This is a genomic window from Pseudomonas sp. GZJR-8 (assembly GCF_002916705.1).
Classification (GTDB): Bacteria; Pseudomonadota; Gammaproteobacteria; order Pseudomonadales; family Pseudomonadaceae; genus Aquipseudomonas; species Aquipseudomonas synxantha_A.
Genome location: NZ_JXSI01000005.1, coordinates 166,785 through 183,054 on the forward strand (window position 1 = coordinate 166,785; position 16,270 = coordinate 183,054).

Annotated in this window: 10 protein-coding genes and 2 riboswitches; of the genes, 7 read left to right on the plus strand and 3 right to left on the minus strand. The window is 58.9% G+C overall.

From position 1 onward, the window contains the following. Positions 1-70: 70 nt before the first annotated feature. Positions 71-271: riboswitch (cobalamin riboswitch) on the minus strand. A gap of 264 nt (positions 272-535) precedes the next feature. The 5 genes from TK42_RS26970 to cobM all read left to right on the plus strand — a co-directional run bounded on the left by TK42_RS26970 (position 536) and on the right by cobM (position 3,646). Then, positions 536-1,105, plus strand: a complete 570-nt coding sequence (locus TK42_RS26970; RefSeq protein ID WP_177464464.1) for a hypothetical protein — start codon at positions 536-538, stop codon at positions 1,103-1,105. A 118-nt stretch (positions 1,106-1,223) separates the two neighbouring features. Then, positions 1,224-1,438: riboswitch (cobalamin riboswitch) on the plus strand. A 96-nt stretch (positions 1,439-1,534) separates the two neighbouring features. Further along, entirely contained in the window at positions 1,535-1,723 is a 189-nt protein-coding gene (locus TK42_RS12470) for a CbtB-domain containing protein (RefSeq protein WP_032875937.1), read from the plus strand. Between the two features lie 11 nt (positions 1,724-1,734). Then, positions 1,735-2,439 (plus strand): CbtA family protein, encoded by a 705-nt coding sequence (locus TK42_RS12475; protein ID WP_103734328.1) that lies wholly within the window; start codon positions 1,735-1,737, stop codon positions 2,437-2,439. Continuing rightward, complete coding sequence (locus TK42_RS12480; RefSeq protein ID WP_032875943.1) at positions 2,436-2,828, plus strand: cobalamin biosynthesis protein; 393 nt, start codon at positions 2,436-2,438, stop codon at positions 2,826-2,828. The genes TK42_RS12475 and TK42_RS12480 overlap by 4 nt, the downstream gene beginning before the upstream one ends. A 71-nt stretch (positions 2,829-2,899) precedes the next feature. Then, the gene (gene cobM / locus TK42_RS12485; protein ID WP_078821508.1) at positions 2,900-3,646 is read left to right on the plus strand and encodes a precorrin-4 C(11)-methyltransferase; all 747 of its coding nucleotides are present in this window, start codon (positions 2,900-2,902) and stop codon (positions 3,644-3,646) included. Positions 3,647-3,769: 123 nt separating this feature from the next. Here the strand turns inward: cobM and nfuA are convergent, their stop codons facing one another. Continuing rightward, a complete protein-coding gene (gene nfuA / locus TK42_RS12490; protein ID WP_003190728.1) occupies positions 3,770-4,354 on the minus strand; it encodes a Fe-S biogenesis protein NfuA in 585 nt (194 codons plus the stop codon). Between the two features lie 99 nt (positions 4,355-4,453). On the opposite strand from nfuA, the gene TK42_RS12495 reads away from it, so the two are divergent. Then, positions 4,454-8,950: an SET domain-containing protein-lysine N-methyltransferase gene (locus TK42_RS12495; RefSeq protein WP_256584579.1), complete on the plus strand. Its 4,497-nt coding sequence runs from the start codon at positions 4,454-4,456 to the stop codon at positions 8,948-8,950. A gap of 41 nt (positions 8,951-8,991) precedes the next feature. On the opposite strand, the gene TK42_RS12500 is transcribed toward TK42_RS12495, so the two are convergent. Both TK42_RS12500 and TK42_RS12505 read right to left on the minus strand, forming a co-directional pair. Next, positions 8,992-10,017 carry an acyltransferase gene (locus TK42_RS12500; protein WP_103734330.1) on the minus strand — a complete coding sequence of 342 codons (1,026 nt, stop codon included), beginning with the start codon at positions 10,015-10,017 and terminating at the stop codon, positions 8,992-8,994. 81 nt (positions 10,018-10,098) lie between these two features. Continuing rightward, a complete protein-coding gene (locus TK42_RS12505) occupies positions 10,099-12,390 on the minus strand; it encodes a fatty acid cis/trans isomerase (RefSeq protein ID WP_032875951.1) in 2,292 nt (763 codons plus the stop codon). A gap of 167 nt (positions 12,391-12,557) precedes the next feature. On the opposite strand from TK42_RS12505, the gene metH reads away from it, so the two are divergent. Further along, positions 12,558-16,268, plus strand: coding sequence for a methionine synthase (metH, locus tag TK42_RS12510; RefSeq protein ID WP_103734331.1), 3,711 nt, complete (start codon positions 12,558-12,560; stop codon positions 16,266-16,268). Positions 16,269-16,270: the final 2 nt, after the last annotated feature.

Below are 16,270 nucleotides of genomic sequence, written 5' to 3' on the forward strand. Positions count from 1 at the left end.
ATACGGGACGACAGGCCCTGCGGCGCGCGCAGCAGCGGATTTCGTCACCGGATCACCCCGCCCGGTTGAATTGGAAAATCGGTGACGAGGCAGGTCTCCTGGCTTGGGGCGTGCAGGTCTTGTGACCAACGCTGACTGCGCCTTCCCGCCGTCTCGGCAGTGGCGTGGCAGTCAACTGAACCCTTCACAGTTGCGGGGGCAGCCGCGGCTTGAACCGCGTTCCCTTCTTAGCTTCGACCTGGGCCGAAGAACCTCGAGGGTGCAAGGCTACGCAGTGCAACGGAGCAGGTCAATGTCGCGCCGCCTAAAGCATAAACTTACCCAGCCTGTGCCTTGACCAACTCAGTCTTTGTAACGCTTGCGCCGATCCCGCAAAAGCGCCCTGCAATATGATGTCATATTCAATACGGAACGGACGCGCAGAACGACACCACGCAGCAGTGCTCATTTCATACAGAGACTCCTGCCATTTCGCAATTAGCGGAGTGTTTTTGAAATGTGGCGAATTTTAATCCATTGGCTTCAGGAATGAATCATGCTGATATCGACTTCTAACGCGCCCACCCCCCTCGCTCTTTTTAACAATACGGGTGCACTCAATAACAAACAGCCCGTCAGTGCTGACGCTGTTGGGCGTGCGCCGCTGGATTCTCAGGACAACCCTCCCGCAGCCCCGAACGCTCGCGGCAACTTACCGCGATTCAAACGATCAGAGCCGCTTATGAGCAGCCTTGTGGAACAAGGGATCAGCAAACGTGGCCCCCTACTCCATTGCTTCCAAGACGATCTGATAAATGGGATAAAAAAGCACTTTCGTGAGTACGCCGCAGGCGAAAACGACCGATTTGTAAACTTTAACGAATTGAAAGAAGCGGCAGGTCAAATACCAACCACCAGAGCTTTTTCCGCCGAGGCAACCCTCTATGCCAAAATACTCCTGCAGAACCCTCGGGTACTTCGTGAGTTAGATATCGGAATTGGTGACCATGGCCGGCCCGGCGCGGAAGATGGGAGATTTGATATTGAAAACATCGAGCACATGTTAACAAAGCCAACTTATATGGGAGAGCACTTTGCGATTTTGCTGGATTACCGACTCACCTGATTAGTTCGGTCAGATACAACACAGTCGGCGGTGCTTGATACAAGATGGCAAGGTTTCGACAGGCAAGCTGCGTTCGTCACTACGTATCAGTTTGACGCACATCACTGCGTCATGCTCTCCTACACATCTTGTTTCGGGTGCCCCTCACAGGGTGAAACGGGAAACCGGTGCGTCATAGACTTATGGCCAGTCCGGTGCTGCCCCCGCAACGGTAAGCGAGCGAAGCGTCAAATCCACTGTGCTGTGCATGGGAAGGAGACGCTTGTCAGGATGGACTCTATCAAGAGCCGCCCCTCGCAAGCCCGGAGACCGGCCCGAAAATATCAGATAACAAACCCGCGGTGGGCGGGCGCTGTTCAGAACCCTGCGTGCCTGGCTCGCGAGGTTTTCATGCGCTCGTTTCACCCTGATACCTGAAAGGGACGCGCCATGTCGATCATCAGCAGCACTTCGCACTCCGCCAGCAGCACTGCCACCTTGAGCCAACGCCTGACCGCCGCCATCGGTGCGTCAATCCTTGGTGCGTGCCTGGTGTATTTCGCCGGTTTCTCCCATATCGAAGCCGTGCACAACGCGGCCCACGATACCCGCCACAGCGCCGCGTTCCCGTGCCACTGAGACCTGCCGACATGATCAAGCGTATTGCCCAAACCGCAGGGTTCACCGGCTTATTGGCCGCCCTGCTGCTGACCCTGCTGCAAAGCTTGTGGGTCGCGCCGTTGATTTTGCAGGCGGAGACCTTTGAAAAGGCTCCAGCTGTTGCCGAAGTCCCCCATGAACATGCTGCTGGCACCGCTGCCCACACCCACGACGCCGAAGCCTGGGAGCCGGAAGATGGCTGGCAGCGCGTGCTGTCGACCACCGGTGGCAACCTGGTCGTTGCGGTCGGGTTTGCGCTGATGCTGGCCGGCCTGTACACCCTGCGCGCACCAACCCGTACAGCTCAAGGGCTAATGTGGGGCCTGGCCGGTTACGCGACATTCGTACTTGCGCCGACCTTGGGCCTGCCGCCTGAACTGCCGGGCACCGCCGCCGCTGATCTGGCGCAACGGCAGATCTGGTGGATCGGCACTGCCGCGTCTACCGCTGCTGGCATTGCTTTGCTGGTGTTCGGTCGCGGCTGGTTGCTCAAAGTGCTGGGCGTGGCGATCGTCGCCGTACCCCACGTGATTGGCGCTCCGCAGCCGGAAGTCCACTCCATGCTGGCCCCGGAGGCCCTCGAAGCCCAGTTCAAGATCGCATCGCAGTTGACCAATGTGGCGTTCTGGCTGGCCCTTGGTCTGATCAGTGCCTGGCTGTTTCGCCGTAACCGCGACGAACACTACTCGGCATGACCCTCGTCGTCGGCCTGGGTTGCCAGCGGGGTTGTGATGTCCGAACCCTGCTGGAACTCCTTGATAGCGCCCTCGCCGAAGGCGGCATTGAACGCCAACGCATTACCGCGCTGGCGAGCATTGATCGCAAACAGGCTGAGCCGGGGTTGGTGGCCCTGGCCCAATTATTGAGCCTGCCCTTGCAGTGTTTCAGCGCCGAACAACTGGCCGGCTTTGAACATCGGCTGAGCCACAAATCAGACGTAGCATTTAGCCATACCGGCTGTTACGGCATCGCCGAAAGTGCCGCATTGGCCTTGGCCGAGCAACTCGCCCACGGCCCTGCCCACCTGCTCATCACCCGCAAGAAAACCATCCAGGCCACCCTTGCATTAGCCTGCGCCGGTTAAAATCCCGATAATTGCCGCTCTCGATCATGAGCAATCTTCATGCTCGCCCGTTTTTTCAACAGGAATTCCCCATGACCGTCTACTTCATCGGCGCAGGCCCCGGCGACCCGGAACTGATTACCGTCAAGGGCCAGCGGCTGATCCGCAGCTGCCCGGTGATCATCTACGCTGGCTCGCTGGTGCCTGCGGCAGTACTGGAAGGTCATCAGGCACGCCAGGTGGTCAACAGTGCCGAGCTGCACCTGGAACAGATCATCGACGTGATCAAAGCCGCCCATGCGCAAGGCCAGGATGTGGCGCGCGTGCACTCCGGCGACCCGAGCCTGTATGGGGCGATTGGTGAGCAAATCCGTCACTTGCGCGAGCTGGGCATTCCCTTTCAGATCATTCCCGGGGTCACGGCGGTGGCTGCCTGCGCGGCGTTGCTGGAAACCGAACTGACCCTGCCGGACATTGCCCAGAGTGTGATCCTGACCCGTTATGCGGATAAAACCAGCATGCCGGCGGGTGAGGACTTCGACAGCCTGGCCCGGCACGGCACGACAATGGCCATTCACTTGGGGGTCAATCATCTGGACAGGATCGTCGCTGAGCTGCTGCCGCACTATGGTGCAGATTGCCCGATCGCCGTGGTGCACCGCGCGACATGGCCGGACCAGGATTGGGTGGTGGGTTCGTTGAGTGATATTGCCCAGAAGGTCGCGACTAAAGGCTTTCGGCGTACGGCGCTGATTGTGGTCGGGCGGGTGTTGGCAAATGATAGCTTTGGCGAATCCTCGCTGTACCGCGCAGGTCACGCCCACCTCTATCGTCCTTGAAGATATGGACTGAACCACAGCCAATCCAAACTATCAGACAATCATCATAGCTGGCTGAATTTAGAGCATAAAAAAACGGCGCTCACGGGGCGCCGTCTTTTAAGCTCGCAGTGAACACCTTACTCAGTAGTAGGCGTTTTCTTTCTGCGTGTGATCAGTCACGTCGCGCACACCCTTGAGCTCAGGAATACGCTCAAGCAAGGTGCGCTCGATGCCCTCGCGCAGAGTCACGTCCGCCTGGCCGCAACCCTGGCAGCCGCCGCCGAACTTCAATACCGCGATACCGTCATCCACTACGTCGATCAGGCTCACCTGACCGCCGTGGCTGGCCAGCCCCGGGTTGATCTCGGTTTGCAGGTAGTAGTTGATCCGCTCATTGACCGGGCTGTCGGCGTTAACGTTGGGCACCTTGGCGTTGGGCGCCTTGATAGTCAACTGGCCGCCCATGCGATCGGTGGCGTAGTCGACTACAGCGTCGTCAAGGAAAGCTTCGCTGAAGGCATCGATGTACGCGGTGAAGCTTTTCAGCCCCAGGGCGGTGTCTTCAGGCTTCTCTTCACCAGGCTTGCAGTAGGCAATGCAGGTCTCGGCGTACTGGGTGCCGGGCTGGGTGATAAAGACGCGGATGCCGATACCCGGGGTGTTCTGCTTGGACAGCAGGTCAGCCAGGTAATCGTGGGCGGCGTCGGTAATGGTTATGGCAGTCATGGAAACTCCTCACAGGCTTGCCGGCAGTTTACGCCAAATTATTACGCAGGTACAAAGTCCGAGCATTTTTGTCGGAAAAGCCCCCTATCCCCCTGACCGATGGCGAACAACCGCCCCATTGCCCGTGAAAACAGATCGATCGCCAACGCCTGCCTTGCACCTAGTTATATAGGCCTCCCGCAAAATCATGCTGAATATAGTGAATCCTCTTCGGCTATTGGTTGTGAGGATTCAATGAATATTGCTATGCAGAGTTTCCATTTCAAGGGTTTGCCTGAACAGCCAGCGCATCTGGACCATTTGATTGATTACGTGACCGCACGCATCCCACTGAAGTCGTCACCCGCTTCTGATTGTTATTATTACCCCCCGCAAGATTCCGCATTGGGTCGCGAGTGCAAGGAAGCCTTTCGGGTGCTGAAAAAACTGCAGGAGGATGAAGACTTTCAACAGTTCCTCTGCAAGAAACCAGAGCCTGACAATTCCGTACTGGGGCGGGACTTTCTCTACGACCTGCTCTCGACAATGCTCAGCAGCACCCGCCCGCCGATGCCCGCTCTTCCCGAAGTTTTCAGCATCGACGACCACGCCGTGGTCCTTCGACATGTCCCCACTTATTGGTCCATCGACGTCGATGTATTGCTCGACATCAACCGCCGCGTGGGCAATGGACTCAAAGCCGATGGCTCGGTAAGGCTTGATCTGGTCTTCAAGTATTACTCCATCGCCCCCCCACAGCCCAAGACCACCGCACAGTGGAAATCGGTGCTCTATGGCCTGCAGGAGCACCGCGTTCTGCAGCGACTAGGACACGACGGCCACGTAAGCGACTTGGAGCATTTGTTGGATGCACCGGCCGACGAAACTATCAAGGAGGTGACCCGCCAAATCGAAAAGGAAACCGGCCGATCTCTGTTCCGTACAGTATTGCCTGAGCACTATTCCCCATCGCAGCAGGAACTGCTCGCAACGACACCAACGGTCTTGCTTGAGCAGATTCTCAACAGCCCGCAGAACCTGGCACTGGCCGAACGGATAGCCACGGCGTTGGGCTGGTATGGCAGCCAAAAGCACGAAAGTTGCCCACAGCCGGTTCTAGTGAAATTACTCTGGCGCGCGCTATGGCTGACGATCATCCCCGCACCTCAAGCGTCCATTGATAATGAATTGAAGTTGTTCATCTCAGCGGGAACTTATTATTCGTCGATCCGCAATTCTTTGGCCCGGCGCTTTGAAAACGCCCTGTCGATCAGCCCTGAGTCGACACCCTTGGTGATGTGCGTGGCCAAGGCCAATATCGCCAGCGAGGTATGGGTCGCCGATATTCCCCAGGACCTGCCCTACGGTGTCACCACTGCCTGGGTCAACTTCAGAAGCGGTTTCCTTCTGGCCGAAGCGCTGGCACCAGGCTCATCGCGCCACATGACCTTCGAACAATTGCTCAACCTGCCAGCGGCACACTATAGCGCCCATGCCAACAGCCCCGAGCAACAAGCACTGGTAGCGGCCGCCAAGCTCGCGCCGAGCGTTTACTGGGCGCAAGCCAACGGGTTGATTGCCACTCGGCAGTCAGGCCACTCCCGTGAGGAACTTGCCCAAGCCGTAGCCGCCCTCGAGCAACATGAGCATGAGGTGTTCAACGCAGTCCGCGATCTTGCGCTCAAGCTGCCCAGTCGTTGGCGCTCGGCGTCGGACGCCGAGTACGACAAAGTTTTCCGTGAGGCCCTTGAGACGCCCAGGAACGCCTACAAGGTCTTGATCCAATCCCTGCTTGCCCACCTGGGTTCTGACACCCTTAATGTGGATCAAGACGAAATCACGGTGTACTCATTGCGAAAAGCCCTGGACAAGGTTCCGGTCGAATATGAAGACAAACGCAAGACCGATGCCGTTCGTTACCGGGCAGGTTTCATCCTTCGAATCGTAAAACCACGCCAGCCCTTCCAGGCCAACTACATCGAGGTGTTCCCCCTCGCCGGATTGATTCGTCGACGTCCTGACATCAAGACCCTGCCGCTGGACGGCAAGGTCGTAGAACTACGCGACGCGATGAGTTGGTGTAAATACAGGTTGGCCACCGAAGTCCCCTTTGATCCGAATGCCTACAAGGAGAGCAATACCCCTGTTGCAGGCCGCAAGGCCGAGTTGATCGTTGAGCAAGTCGGCGAAACATTGCCGGCCATCGATGCCCTGGGACGTCGAATCGAATCGTTCGCCCCTAATACCCTGTATGCCCCGCGCAGTGAACAATTGGCGAGTATGATCGCCCGAGAGCTGTTTTTCCGCGACGAAGAAGCGCTCCTGGAACAGACCCGCAAAAGCACACGGGAAATGGACATCGGCCGCGATGTACTGGAAGACATGACGTTCTGGGGCAAGGTATTTGTTCCCTTCTGGGCCGGCATTGACGACCTCGCATCCGGGGATCCCCAGCGCATCAAACCGGGGATCGCGAGCCTGACCATCGACTTCGTGTCTTTTGCCTTGCCGGTCGGAAGGTATGTTGCCGGCTCCAGCCGTCTGATCATCCAGGCCGGGAAAACCGGGTTGCGCCTGGCCTTGCCAAAACTCGCAAAACTGACAGGCACGCTGGTGATTTCAGTTCTGCAGGAACTCAACCCCCTGGCGGCGGTACCCAGCCTGCTCAGGCTGGCGCGCTTTGGACTGGTCAAGCTTGGCCGTATTGCCATGCGCCAGACGAAACGCGGGGTCGCCCTCCTACGCGATGGAACCCTCGCTGCCCGCCACATGAAGTCAGTTGACCCCACGACCTGGAAGCCACTTCAGGCCGGCGATCGACTCTTTACCGTCGACGGTTTCCCTGACATTCCGATGCGTAACGTCGGTAGCCTCGACGCGCCAGATTTTCGCCTCATCGATGCCGCGTCCAATAAAGCCTTCGGCCCGCGTTATCGCGAACCGATCACGGTGATCAGCAACAGCAGCCCGTTGATCCGTCAATACGCCGTCGACCCTCAGTTGATCAGCGGTCTCAAACCCGACGCACGCGGTATCTTCTCCCGCGCGGACTACAACCAGAAGTTCATCTGCAATGTCGATGACAAGGGCAAGATCGCGGTGTATCAGGTACGTGACAATTCCTATGGATTTATCCAGGAAACCGCCGCGGGCGCCGACAACAGCTTCTCGGTGGTCATGGTCAACCCGAAGAACAATCGCGACCTGTCGATCACGCTATCCTCCGTAGAACCGGGGCATTGGTACTCAAGCCAGATCAAAGTCACGGGCGGCGCGCCGGATGTCACGAACGTCGTGACCCCCTCGATCCTGCAGAAATGGACCGAATCCAGTGAACACGCCTTGAAAAAAACCCTGGACACCTTCATCAAGACCTACAATCTGGACCCCACCGCATTCCGCCAATTTGTCAAAAGCCGCGACACGTTGACACCCCGAGGGCAACAGATGCTCGACCGTGCGGGAACCGCCCGTACCGCCATTACCCACGACCATCTGGAGCATTGGCGCAACAGCTCGCAACGAGAACGCAACAGCCTTACCCTTGAAGGCTTCGCCGCTGACCATAACCTGGACCCACGGGATTTGGCACAGTACGTCAACCTCGATGGCAGCTATCGCGCCGCCGGCAAAGTGCTCGCCAAGCATGCCAACGGTGGAGAATTCACCGTACTGACACCTGAACACCTGGACGAATGGCACAAGCACTACATTACCCCTGGTTCAAGGCATTCCGTGCTCACGTTTGTCGATGAGAAAAACCTCAATCCGGTGATCTGGAGCGCCTACGTCAATGACAATGGCAGCATGACCCGCGCCGGCAGGGAAATGTTGATCTTCGGGCAGAGGAGCCCGCTGGATCAACCGATCGCCAGGAAACGCCCCGCTCCGCCACCTACGGCAGGCGGCTCGAAACATCCGCGCCTGGATGAAGAGGCCGTCCCTGCCCGCCGGCGCTCCACTTCAATCACGGCGTCCTTTGACCATAAAATCAACAACAACGCACCGATCCTGCAGGACCCAAACGATGTCAGGCGCAGCTTGACCCTGGAACTGGAAGGCCCACTGCAAAACATCAAAATTACCGATGCCAACGGCTTTTTCGATGAGTTCATCGGCATGCAACATGTGGAAGTCAAGGAGGCTGCCACCAAGAGCATTCGCGAATGGATCTCCAAGGAGGGCAACCATCATCGCAAGCTCGATCGATTGCTGGAGGTCAAGAAACTCAACGAGGGCACGGAACGCGGACTCTCGGTCGTGGCCCGCACCGACATCAAGCGGTTCGATGTGCTGGGGCCGTACACCGGCAAGCTGCACTTGGACCAAGCTTCGGTGAATACCGAAATACTTGAAAAGGGTGAAGCGGCGGTCGGCACATATCTATTTCAGACCAACACCAGCGGTGCCAGCATTAGCGGCCACGGCAACAGTAATACGCTGAGCCTGATCAATGCGGTCAAGGTACCGGGCATTACCGATGTCGGTATCGAGAACGTCGGCTCCCTGTGCGTAGGTAAATACATGGTATTTATTGTCGCGTGGCGGGATATTCCGGCCGGGACCGAGTTATTGATGGACTATGGCAAAAGCTATTGGAAGTACTTGAAGCCCTGAGACCGGCCACTTGTAAAGCGCTTCGCCGACCAGATCCCTGGTCACCGAGGCGCTGTCGAAAGGGGTGCCGGAGCATCAACGCCAAACCAGCGTGTGAGCGTGCGGTAGGCAGGCCTCTCCAGCCATTGGTAACTCACAAATGCGCCCAGTCCGATGATGACGATACATCCAGGCAATATGGCGTAAGGGTCGATCCCCGTGCGGTCGGCGATCCAACGCCCGGCGCTGAGCACCAACACGTGGAGTAGATAGACCGAGTAGGAGCAATCCCCGAGCACCTTCAACAAGCGCGCGCCCTGGAAGTAAGGTTCCAGCGCCACGCAACTGAAGACCACTATCGCGCTGGGTACTCCCCACTCCAGGGCTCGGGGTATGTCCGCGCCATGATCAATAGCCACCAGGGCCGCTGCGATACTCAACAATGCCAGCCACGGCTTGGCCCGGCATAGGCCGCGCCGATACAGCATGCCGATCACCACGCCCATCAGGAACTCGAAAATAATGTCCTCATGGTAGAAGCCACTGGCCAGGTCAACGGCGGGAGTGATGATGTAGCACACCAGATACAGCAGCGCTGCTACCACCCACAAGCGATAGGCCGCGGGCACCAGCAAGGCAAAGGCAAACAGGCAATAAAACAGCATCTCGAAATTCAGTGTCCACCCGACATCGAGCAGTGGGTAGACGCCGAAGCCTCCCGGGTTTTGGGCCGGTATAAAGAGCATCGACATGAGTACATGACCGGGTTCGAGCCGAGCCTCTGGAAAGATCGCAGGCACAACGGCAACCACGAGAATCATGAGCAGGGTATAGAACCAATACGCCGGAACAATCCTCGCCACGCGCATCAGCATGAAACGCCCGGGGTTCAGCGCTTTGTCGGCAGTCGCCAGGTAAATCACCAAGCCACTGATGACAAAGAACACATCCACCCCAATGGCGCCTTTGTCGACAAACAGAAATTCCAGCGCGTTGCTGGCTTCAAAGTTGAAAAACCCTTGCATGAAATGGTGGCCCACCACACTCCATGCCGCCAAGGCGCGTAGAAACTGCACTGAAATCAACATCGGTGTCCCCTGTCCAGTCCGTAGGTAGGTATCCGACTGCTTCAGCGCTCACTTGGAGAAATGACCGGACCAATACAGTAGTTATAGATTCTCGTAGCGGTTCATGTCCAATACACCCTCTTCCACTGGCGTGGTTTCACGAATGTACCGCGACAAATCGTGGAAGTATTGCCAGAACTGCGGATGACTGCGGCGTACCCCCCAGCGATCGACTATTTTCTCAAACCGCTTGGCATCCTTGGCCTGCTCCATTTGCGTGACGAATTGCGGCACCTCTTGAGCTGGAATGTTGAACATGAAGTTCGGGTAACTGCTCATCACCCCCGGATAGATGGTCAGTGTGTCGAGGCCCGGCTGGTAGCGATAAGCCTCACCCAACAGGAAAGCCACGTTACTGTGGGCACGGTTACGCAGCATGCTGTAGACCACGCGCTGGCCACTCTGGGTTTCGATGCGCAGCATGGTGGCTTCGGGCAACTGGTCGATCACCTTGAGCCCCGCCGCCGGGCGCGACGTCAGGCGGCTAAGCGCCTGTTCGGCGTCCTGCAAGGCCGGGTCGATACCGGTGCGCGAGCAATAGGCCCCGGTGCAGCGGTTGATCGGGTCCGGGCTGACGTTCAAACCGCCGTAACGCGTCAGCAGTTGGTTGGCAAAATCGCGCTTGGGATCTTTCTCGTCCAGATGCAGCCCCGTGGGCTTGTCGTCATCAATGGCTTCATAGTCCAGCCACAGCTTGAGCTTGCCACTGTTCTGGTACCAGTCGTCAAGGAAGTCCTCGCGGGTGTCGGCCGGCATCAGACGCAGGAAGTTCTGTTCGGCGCCGTTGCGGATCAGGTCGAAGTACAAGCGCGTCTGGGCCTGGTGCGACACATTGCCGAACACGTCGAAGTTGACTGCCAACTGGTAATAAGTGCGCTCCAGCAGTGGGTAATCGAACAGCCACATCGTCTGCGGCACCTCACCGATCAGGCCCTTGGTCACCGAGGCGCTGTCGAAATGGCGAAAGATGGTCAGCAAGGCATTGTCATTACCCGCCCACAAGCTCGACCAACTCGGCGGCGGCACATCTGCGTAGCTATCGCGGCGCAACGCCTCATACTGATTACGCTTGTCGCGATAGGCCAGCCACAGGCCCAGCACACTGCCCACATCATCGTTTTGCCCAGGCATGGCCAACAATGGCGTGGCCTGGCCGCGGTAACGGGCATCGGTGATGTACAGGTCATGGTCCGGCTCCTGGAACAGTGTCCAGAAGTTGTCACGGATCACGTCCGTGGCGATCTGCCCACGGCATACAGGACCGCGGATGAAGGTGCGCACGAAGTATTCGGCGTTATCCAACATGAACTGATAACGCGCCTTGGCCGGTATGGCTTCGAAGGTTTCGAACGGGTTGGCACGGCGCCCCGGTCCGTAGCCCGGCAAGGCGCTCACCTGCCAGTCACCGGAATAGAACAGGTCTTTGATCCGTGCCATTTTCGCCGCGCTGAACGGGTAAGTGATGTGGGTTTTATGCACGATCACGCCCTGTACCGGCCACAGGCGGTAATAGACCTGAGTGCCTGGGTCATCGTTAGGACGACGGGTCGCGATCAAGTCGATCGGCTGCCCGCTCGGCGTACGCGAACGCACCCACTGGAAGTAATGCCCCGGCTCGCCGTTTTCGAAGTAAATGTGGGCGAGGAACAAATGCTCGTACAACCAGCGCGCCACCAGGCTTTGCCGGGCGCCCGGCTGGTTGAACAGGGTTTCCCATTGCTGCACCTGCAAGGCTTCCCTGGTGCTGGGAGCCAGACTCTGCTCATCAATCGGCGCACCGGAGGCCAGCCAGCGTTGCAGGGTCTGGTATTGCTGGTCGGTCAGGCCGGTGACGGCCAGCGGCATGCCCTCCTTGGGATGGGCGCCGGCATAGGCGTTGAACTCGCCGGGCGTCGCGCACATGTTTTGGCGGTTCAGGCCCAATACAATCTCGTCGGGCAGTTTGGCATTGGGTGGCAATGGCGCGTTATGCCCCAGCTCCAGCATACGTGCCATCAACGCAGCCTGGCTGCCCTGGGCATCCAGTACCGAATAGAAGCCCTTCTGCTGCCAGGCTTGTTTGCCGAACGCGTCATAGAACAGCCGTGTAGTCGGTGTGGCCTGGCTACGCTCGCCGTCGTACACCGGCACCTTGCTCGCGCCACGGGCCGCGCCCTCTGCGCTGCCAAGGTTGAGTTGGCAAGCAGAGTCGTAGCAGGCATGGCAGGCCACGCACTTCTCGGTGAAGATCGGTTGGATATCGCGGGTATAGGAAATCGCCGAAGCGCGGCCGTCAGCCTGCGCGGTACTGGCTATCAAGGCCAGGACGGCGCTGACGATCAAACGAAGTGACATGTATCGGGTCCCGATTCAAGGCGTGCGGTCTGTGAAGTGGCGGTGATTCTACCGGGCCATGACTGCCGACAACATGAGCGATATTCATGCAGAACCCTGACATGCTCTAAATCGGCACAGGTTTGCTATGATTCACGCCCTCCGTAATGCCTGACCAGAGTAGTCCCATGCCCGATCGTAGCGCTCGCCTGCAAGCCCTTCACAAAGCCCTCAAGGACCGTATCCTGATCCTCGACGGTGGCATGGGCACGATGATCCAGAGCTATAAGCTTGAGGAGCAGGACTACCGAGGCAAACGCTTCGCCGACTGGCCAAGCGACGTGAAGGGCAACAACGACCTGCTGGTCCTCACTCGTCCCGACGTGATCGGCGGAATCGAGAAGGCCTACCTGGACGCCGGCGCCGACATCCTTGAAACCAACACCTTCAACGCCACGCGGATCTCCATGGCCGACTATGGCATGGAAGAGCTGGCCTATGAACTGAACGTGGAAGGCGCCCGCCTGGCGCGCAAGGTGGCCGACGCCAAAACCCATGAGAACCCCGCCAAGCCGCGTTTTGTCGCCGGTGTACTGGGCCCGACCAGCCGTACCTGCTCACTGTCCCCGGACGTGAACAACCCTGGCTACCGCAACGTGACCTTCGATGAGCTGGTGGAAAACTACACCGAGGCCACCAAGGGCCTGATCGAAGGCGGTGCCGACCTGATCCTGATCGAAACCATCTTCGATACCCTCAACGCCAAGGCGGCGATCTTCGCCGTGCAAGGCGTGTTCGAAGAACTGAATATCGAACTGCCGATCATGATCTCCGGCACCATCACCGATGCCTCCGGCCGTACCCTGTCGGGCCAGACCACCGAAGCGTTCTGGAACTCCGTGGCCCACGCCAAGCCGATTTCGGTCGGCCTCAACTGCGCCCTCGGCGCCAGCGAACTGCGCCCGTACCTGGAAGAGCTGTCGAACAAAGCCAACACCCACGTTTCGGCGCACCCCAACGCCGGCCTGCCCAACGAATTCGGCGAATACGACGAACTGCCATCGGAAACCGCCAAGGTCATCGAAGAGTTCGCCCAGAGCGGTTTCCTGAATATCGTCGGCGGCTGCTGCGGCACCACACCGGGCCATATCGAAGCCATTGCCAAGGCCGTTGCCGGTTATGCGCCGCGCCCGATCCCGGACATTCCCAAAGCCTGCCGCCTGTCTGGCCTGGAGCCGTTCACCATCGATCGCAGCTCGTTGTTCGTCAACGTCGGCGAGCGTACCAACATTACCGGCTCGGCCAAGTTCGCTCGGCTGATCCGCGAAGACAACTACACCGAAGCCCTGGAAGTCGCCCTGCAGCAGGTGGAAGCCGGCGCCCAGGTGATCGACATCAACATGGATGAAGGCATGTTGGATTCGAAGAAGGCCATGGTCACCTTCCTCAATCTGATTGCCGGGGAGCCGGACATCTCCCGTGTGCCGATCATGATCGACTCCTCCAAGTGGGAAGTGATCGAGGCCGGCCTCAAATGCATCCAGGGCAAGGGCATCGTCAACTCCATCAGCATGAAGGAAGGCGTCGAGCAGTTCATTCATCACGCCAAACTGTGCAAGCGTTACGGCGCTGCGGTAGTGGTGATGGCCTTCGACGAAGCCGGGCAGGCCGACACCGAAGCGCGTAAAAAAGAGATCTGCAAACGCTCCTACGACATTCTGGTGAATGAAGTCGGCTTCCCGCCGGAAGACATCATCTTCGACCCGAATATCTTCGCCGTCGCCACCGGTATCGAGGAGCACAACAATTACGCCGTCGATTTCATCAACGCCTGTGCCTACATCCGCGACGAACTGCCGTATGCGCTGACCTCCGGCGGCGTATCCAACGTGTCATTCTCGTTCCGCGGCAACAACCCGGTGCGTGAGGCGATCCACTCGGTGTTCCTGCTGTATGCGATCCGCAACGGCCTGACCATGGGTATCGTCAACGCCGGCCAGTTGGAGATCTACGACCAGATCCCGGTCGAGCTGCGTGACGCCGTGGAAGACGTGGTGCTTAACCGCACGCCGGAAGGCACCGACGCCCTGCTGGCGATTGCCGACAAGTACAAAGGCGACGGCAGCGTCAAGGAAGCCGAGACCGAGGAATGGCGTGGCTGGGACGTCAACAAGCGTCTGGAACATGCGCTGGTCAAGGGCATCACCACGCATATCGTCGAAGACACCGAAGAGTCGCGCCTGTCGTTCGCACGTCCGATCGAAGTGATCGAAGGCCCGCTGATGTCCGGCATGAACATCGTCGGCGACCTGTTCGGCGCCGGCAAGATGTTCCTGCCTCAGGTGGTAAAGTCCGCCCGCGTGATGAAGCAGGCCGTGGCCCACTTGATCCCGTTTATCGAGCTGGAAAAAGGCGACAAGCCGGAGGCCAAGGGCAAGATCCTGATGGCCACGGTCAAAGGCGACGTGCATGACATCGGCAAGAACATCGTCGGCGTGGTGCTCGGGTGCAACGGCTATGACATCGTGGATTTGGGTGTAATGGTGCCTGCCGAGAAGATCCTGCAGGTGGCCAAGGAGCAGAAGTGCGACATCATCGGCCTGTCCGGCCTGATCACGCCGTCCCTGGATGAAATGGTGCATGTGGCCCGCGAGATGCAGCGCCAGGACTTCCACCTGCCGTTGATGATCGGTGGCGCGACCACCTCCAAGGCGCACACGGCAGTGAAAATCGAGCCCAAGTACAGCAATGACGCCGTGATCTACGTGACCGACGCCTCGCGCGCCGTGGGTGTGGCCACGCAGTTGCTGTCCAAGGAACTGAAGGCCGGTTTCGTCGAGAAAACCCGCCTGGAATACATCGACGTGCGTGAACGCACCTCCAACCGCAGTGCGCGTACCGAACGCCTGAGCTACCCGGCGGCCATCGCCAAGAAGCCGCAGTTCGACTGGAGCAGCTACACCCCGGTCAAACCGACCTTTACCGGCGCCAAGGTGCTGGACAATATCGACCTCAACGTCCTGGCCGAGTACATCGACTGGACGCCGTTCTTTATCTCCTGGGACCTGGCCGGCAAGTTCCCGCGCATCCTCGAAGACGAGGTGGTCGGTGAAGCCGCCACTGCGCTGTACGCCGATGCCCAGGAAATGCTCAAGAAGCTGATCGACGAGAAACTCATCAGCGCCCGCGCGGTGTTCGGTTTCTGGCCGACCAATCAGGTGCAGGACGATGACCTGGAAGTCTACGGCGACGACGGCCAGCCCATCGCCAAACTGCATCACCTGCGCCAACAAATCATCAAGACCGACGGCAAGCCGAATTTTTCCCTGGCCGACTTCGTCGCGCCCAAGGACAGCGGCGTGACCGACTACATCGGTGGCTTCATCACCACCGCCGGCATCGGTGCCGAGGAAGTGGCCAAGGCTTACCAGGACGCTGGCGACGACTACAACTCGATCATGGTCAAGGCCCTCGCCGACCGCCTGGCCGAAGCCTGCGCCGAATGGCTGCACCAGCAAGTGCGCAAAGAACACTGGGGCTATGCCAAGGATGAACAACTGGACAACGAGGCGCTGATCAAGGAGCAGTACAGCGGCATCCGCCCTGCCCCCGGCTACCCGGCGTGCCCGGATCACACCGAGAAAGCCCAGCTGTTCCAACTGCTGGACCCCGAGGCCCGTGAAATGCACGCCGGGCGCAGCGGGGTGTTCCTCACCGAGCACTATGCGATGTTCCCCGCAGCAGCAGTCAGCGGCTGGTACTTCGCCCACCCGCAGGCGCAGTACTTTGCCGTGGGTAAGGTCGACAAGGACCAGGTCGCCAGCTACACCGCGCGCAAAGGCCAGGACCTCAGCGTGACGGAGCGCTGGCTGGCGCCGAACCTGGGGTATGACAACTGAGG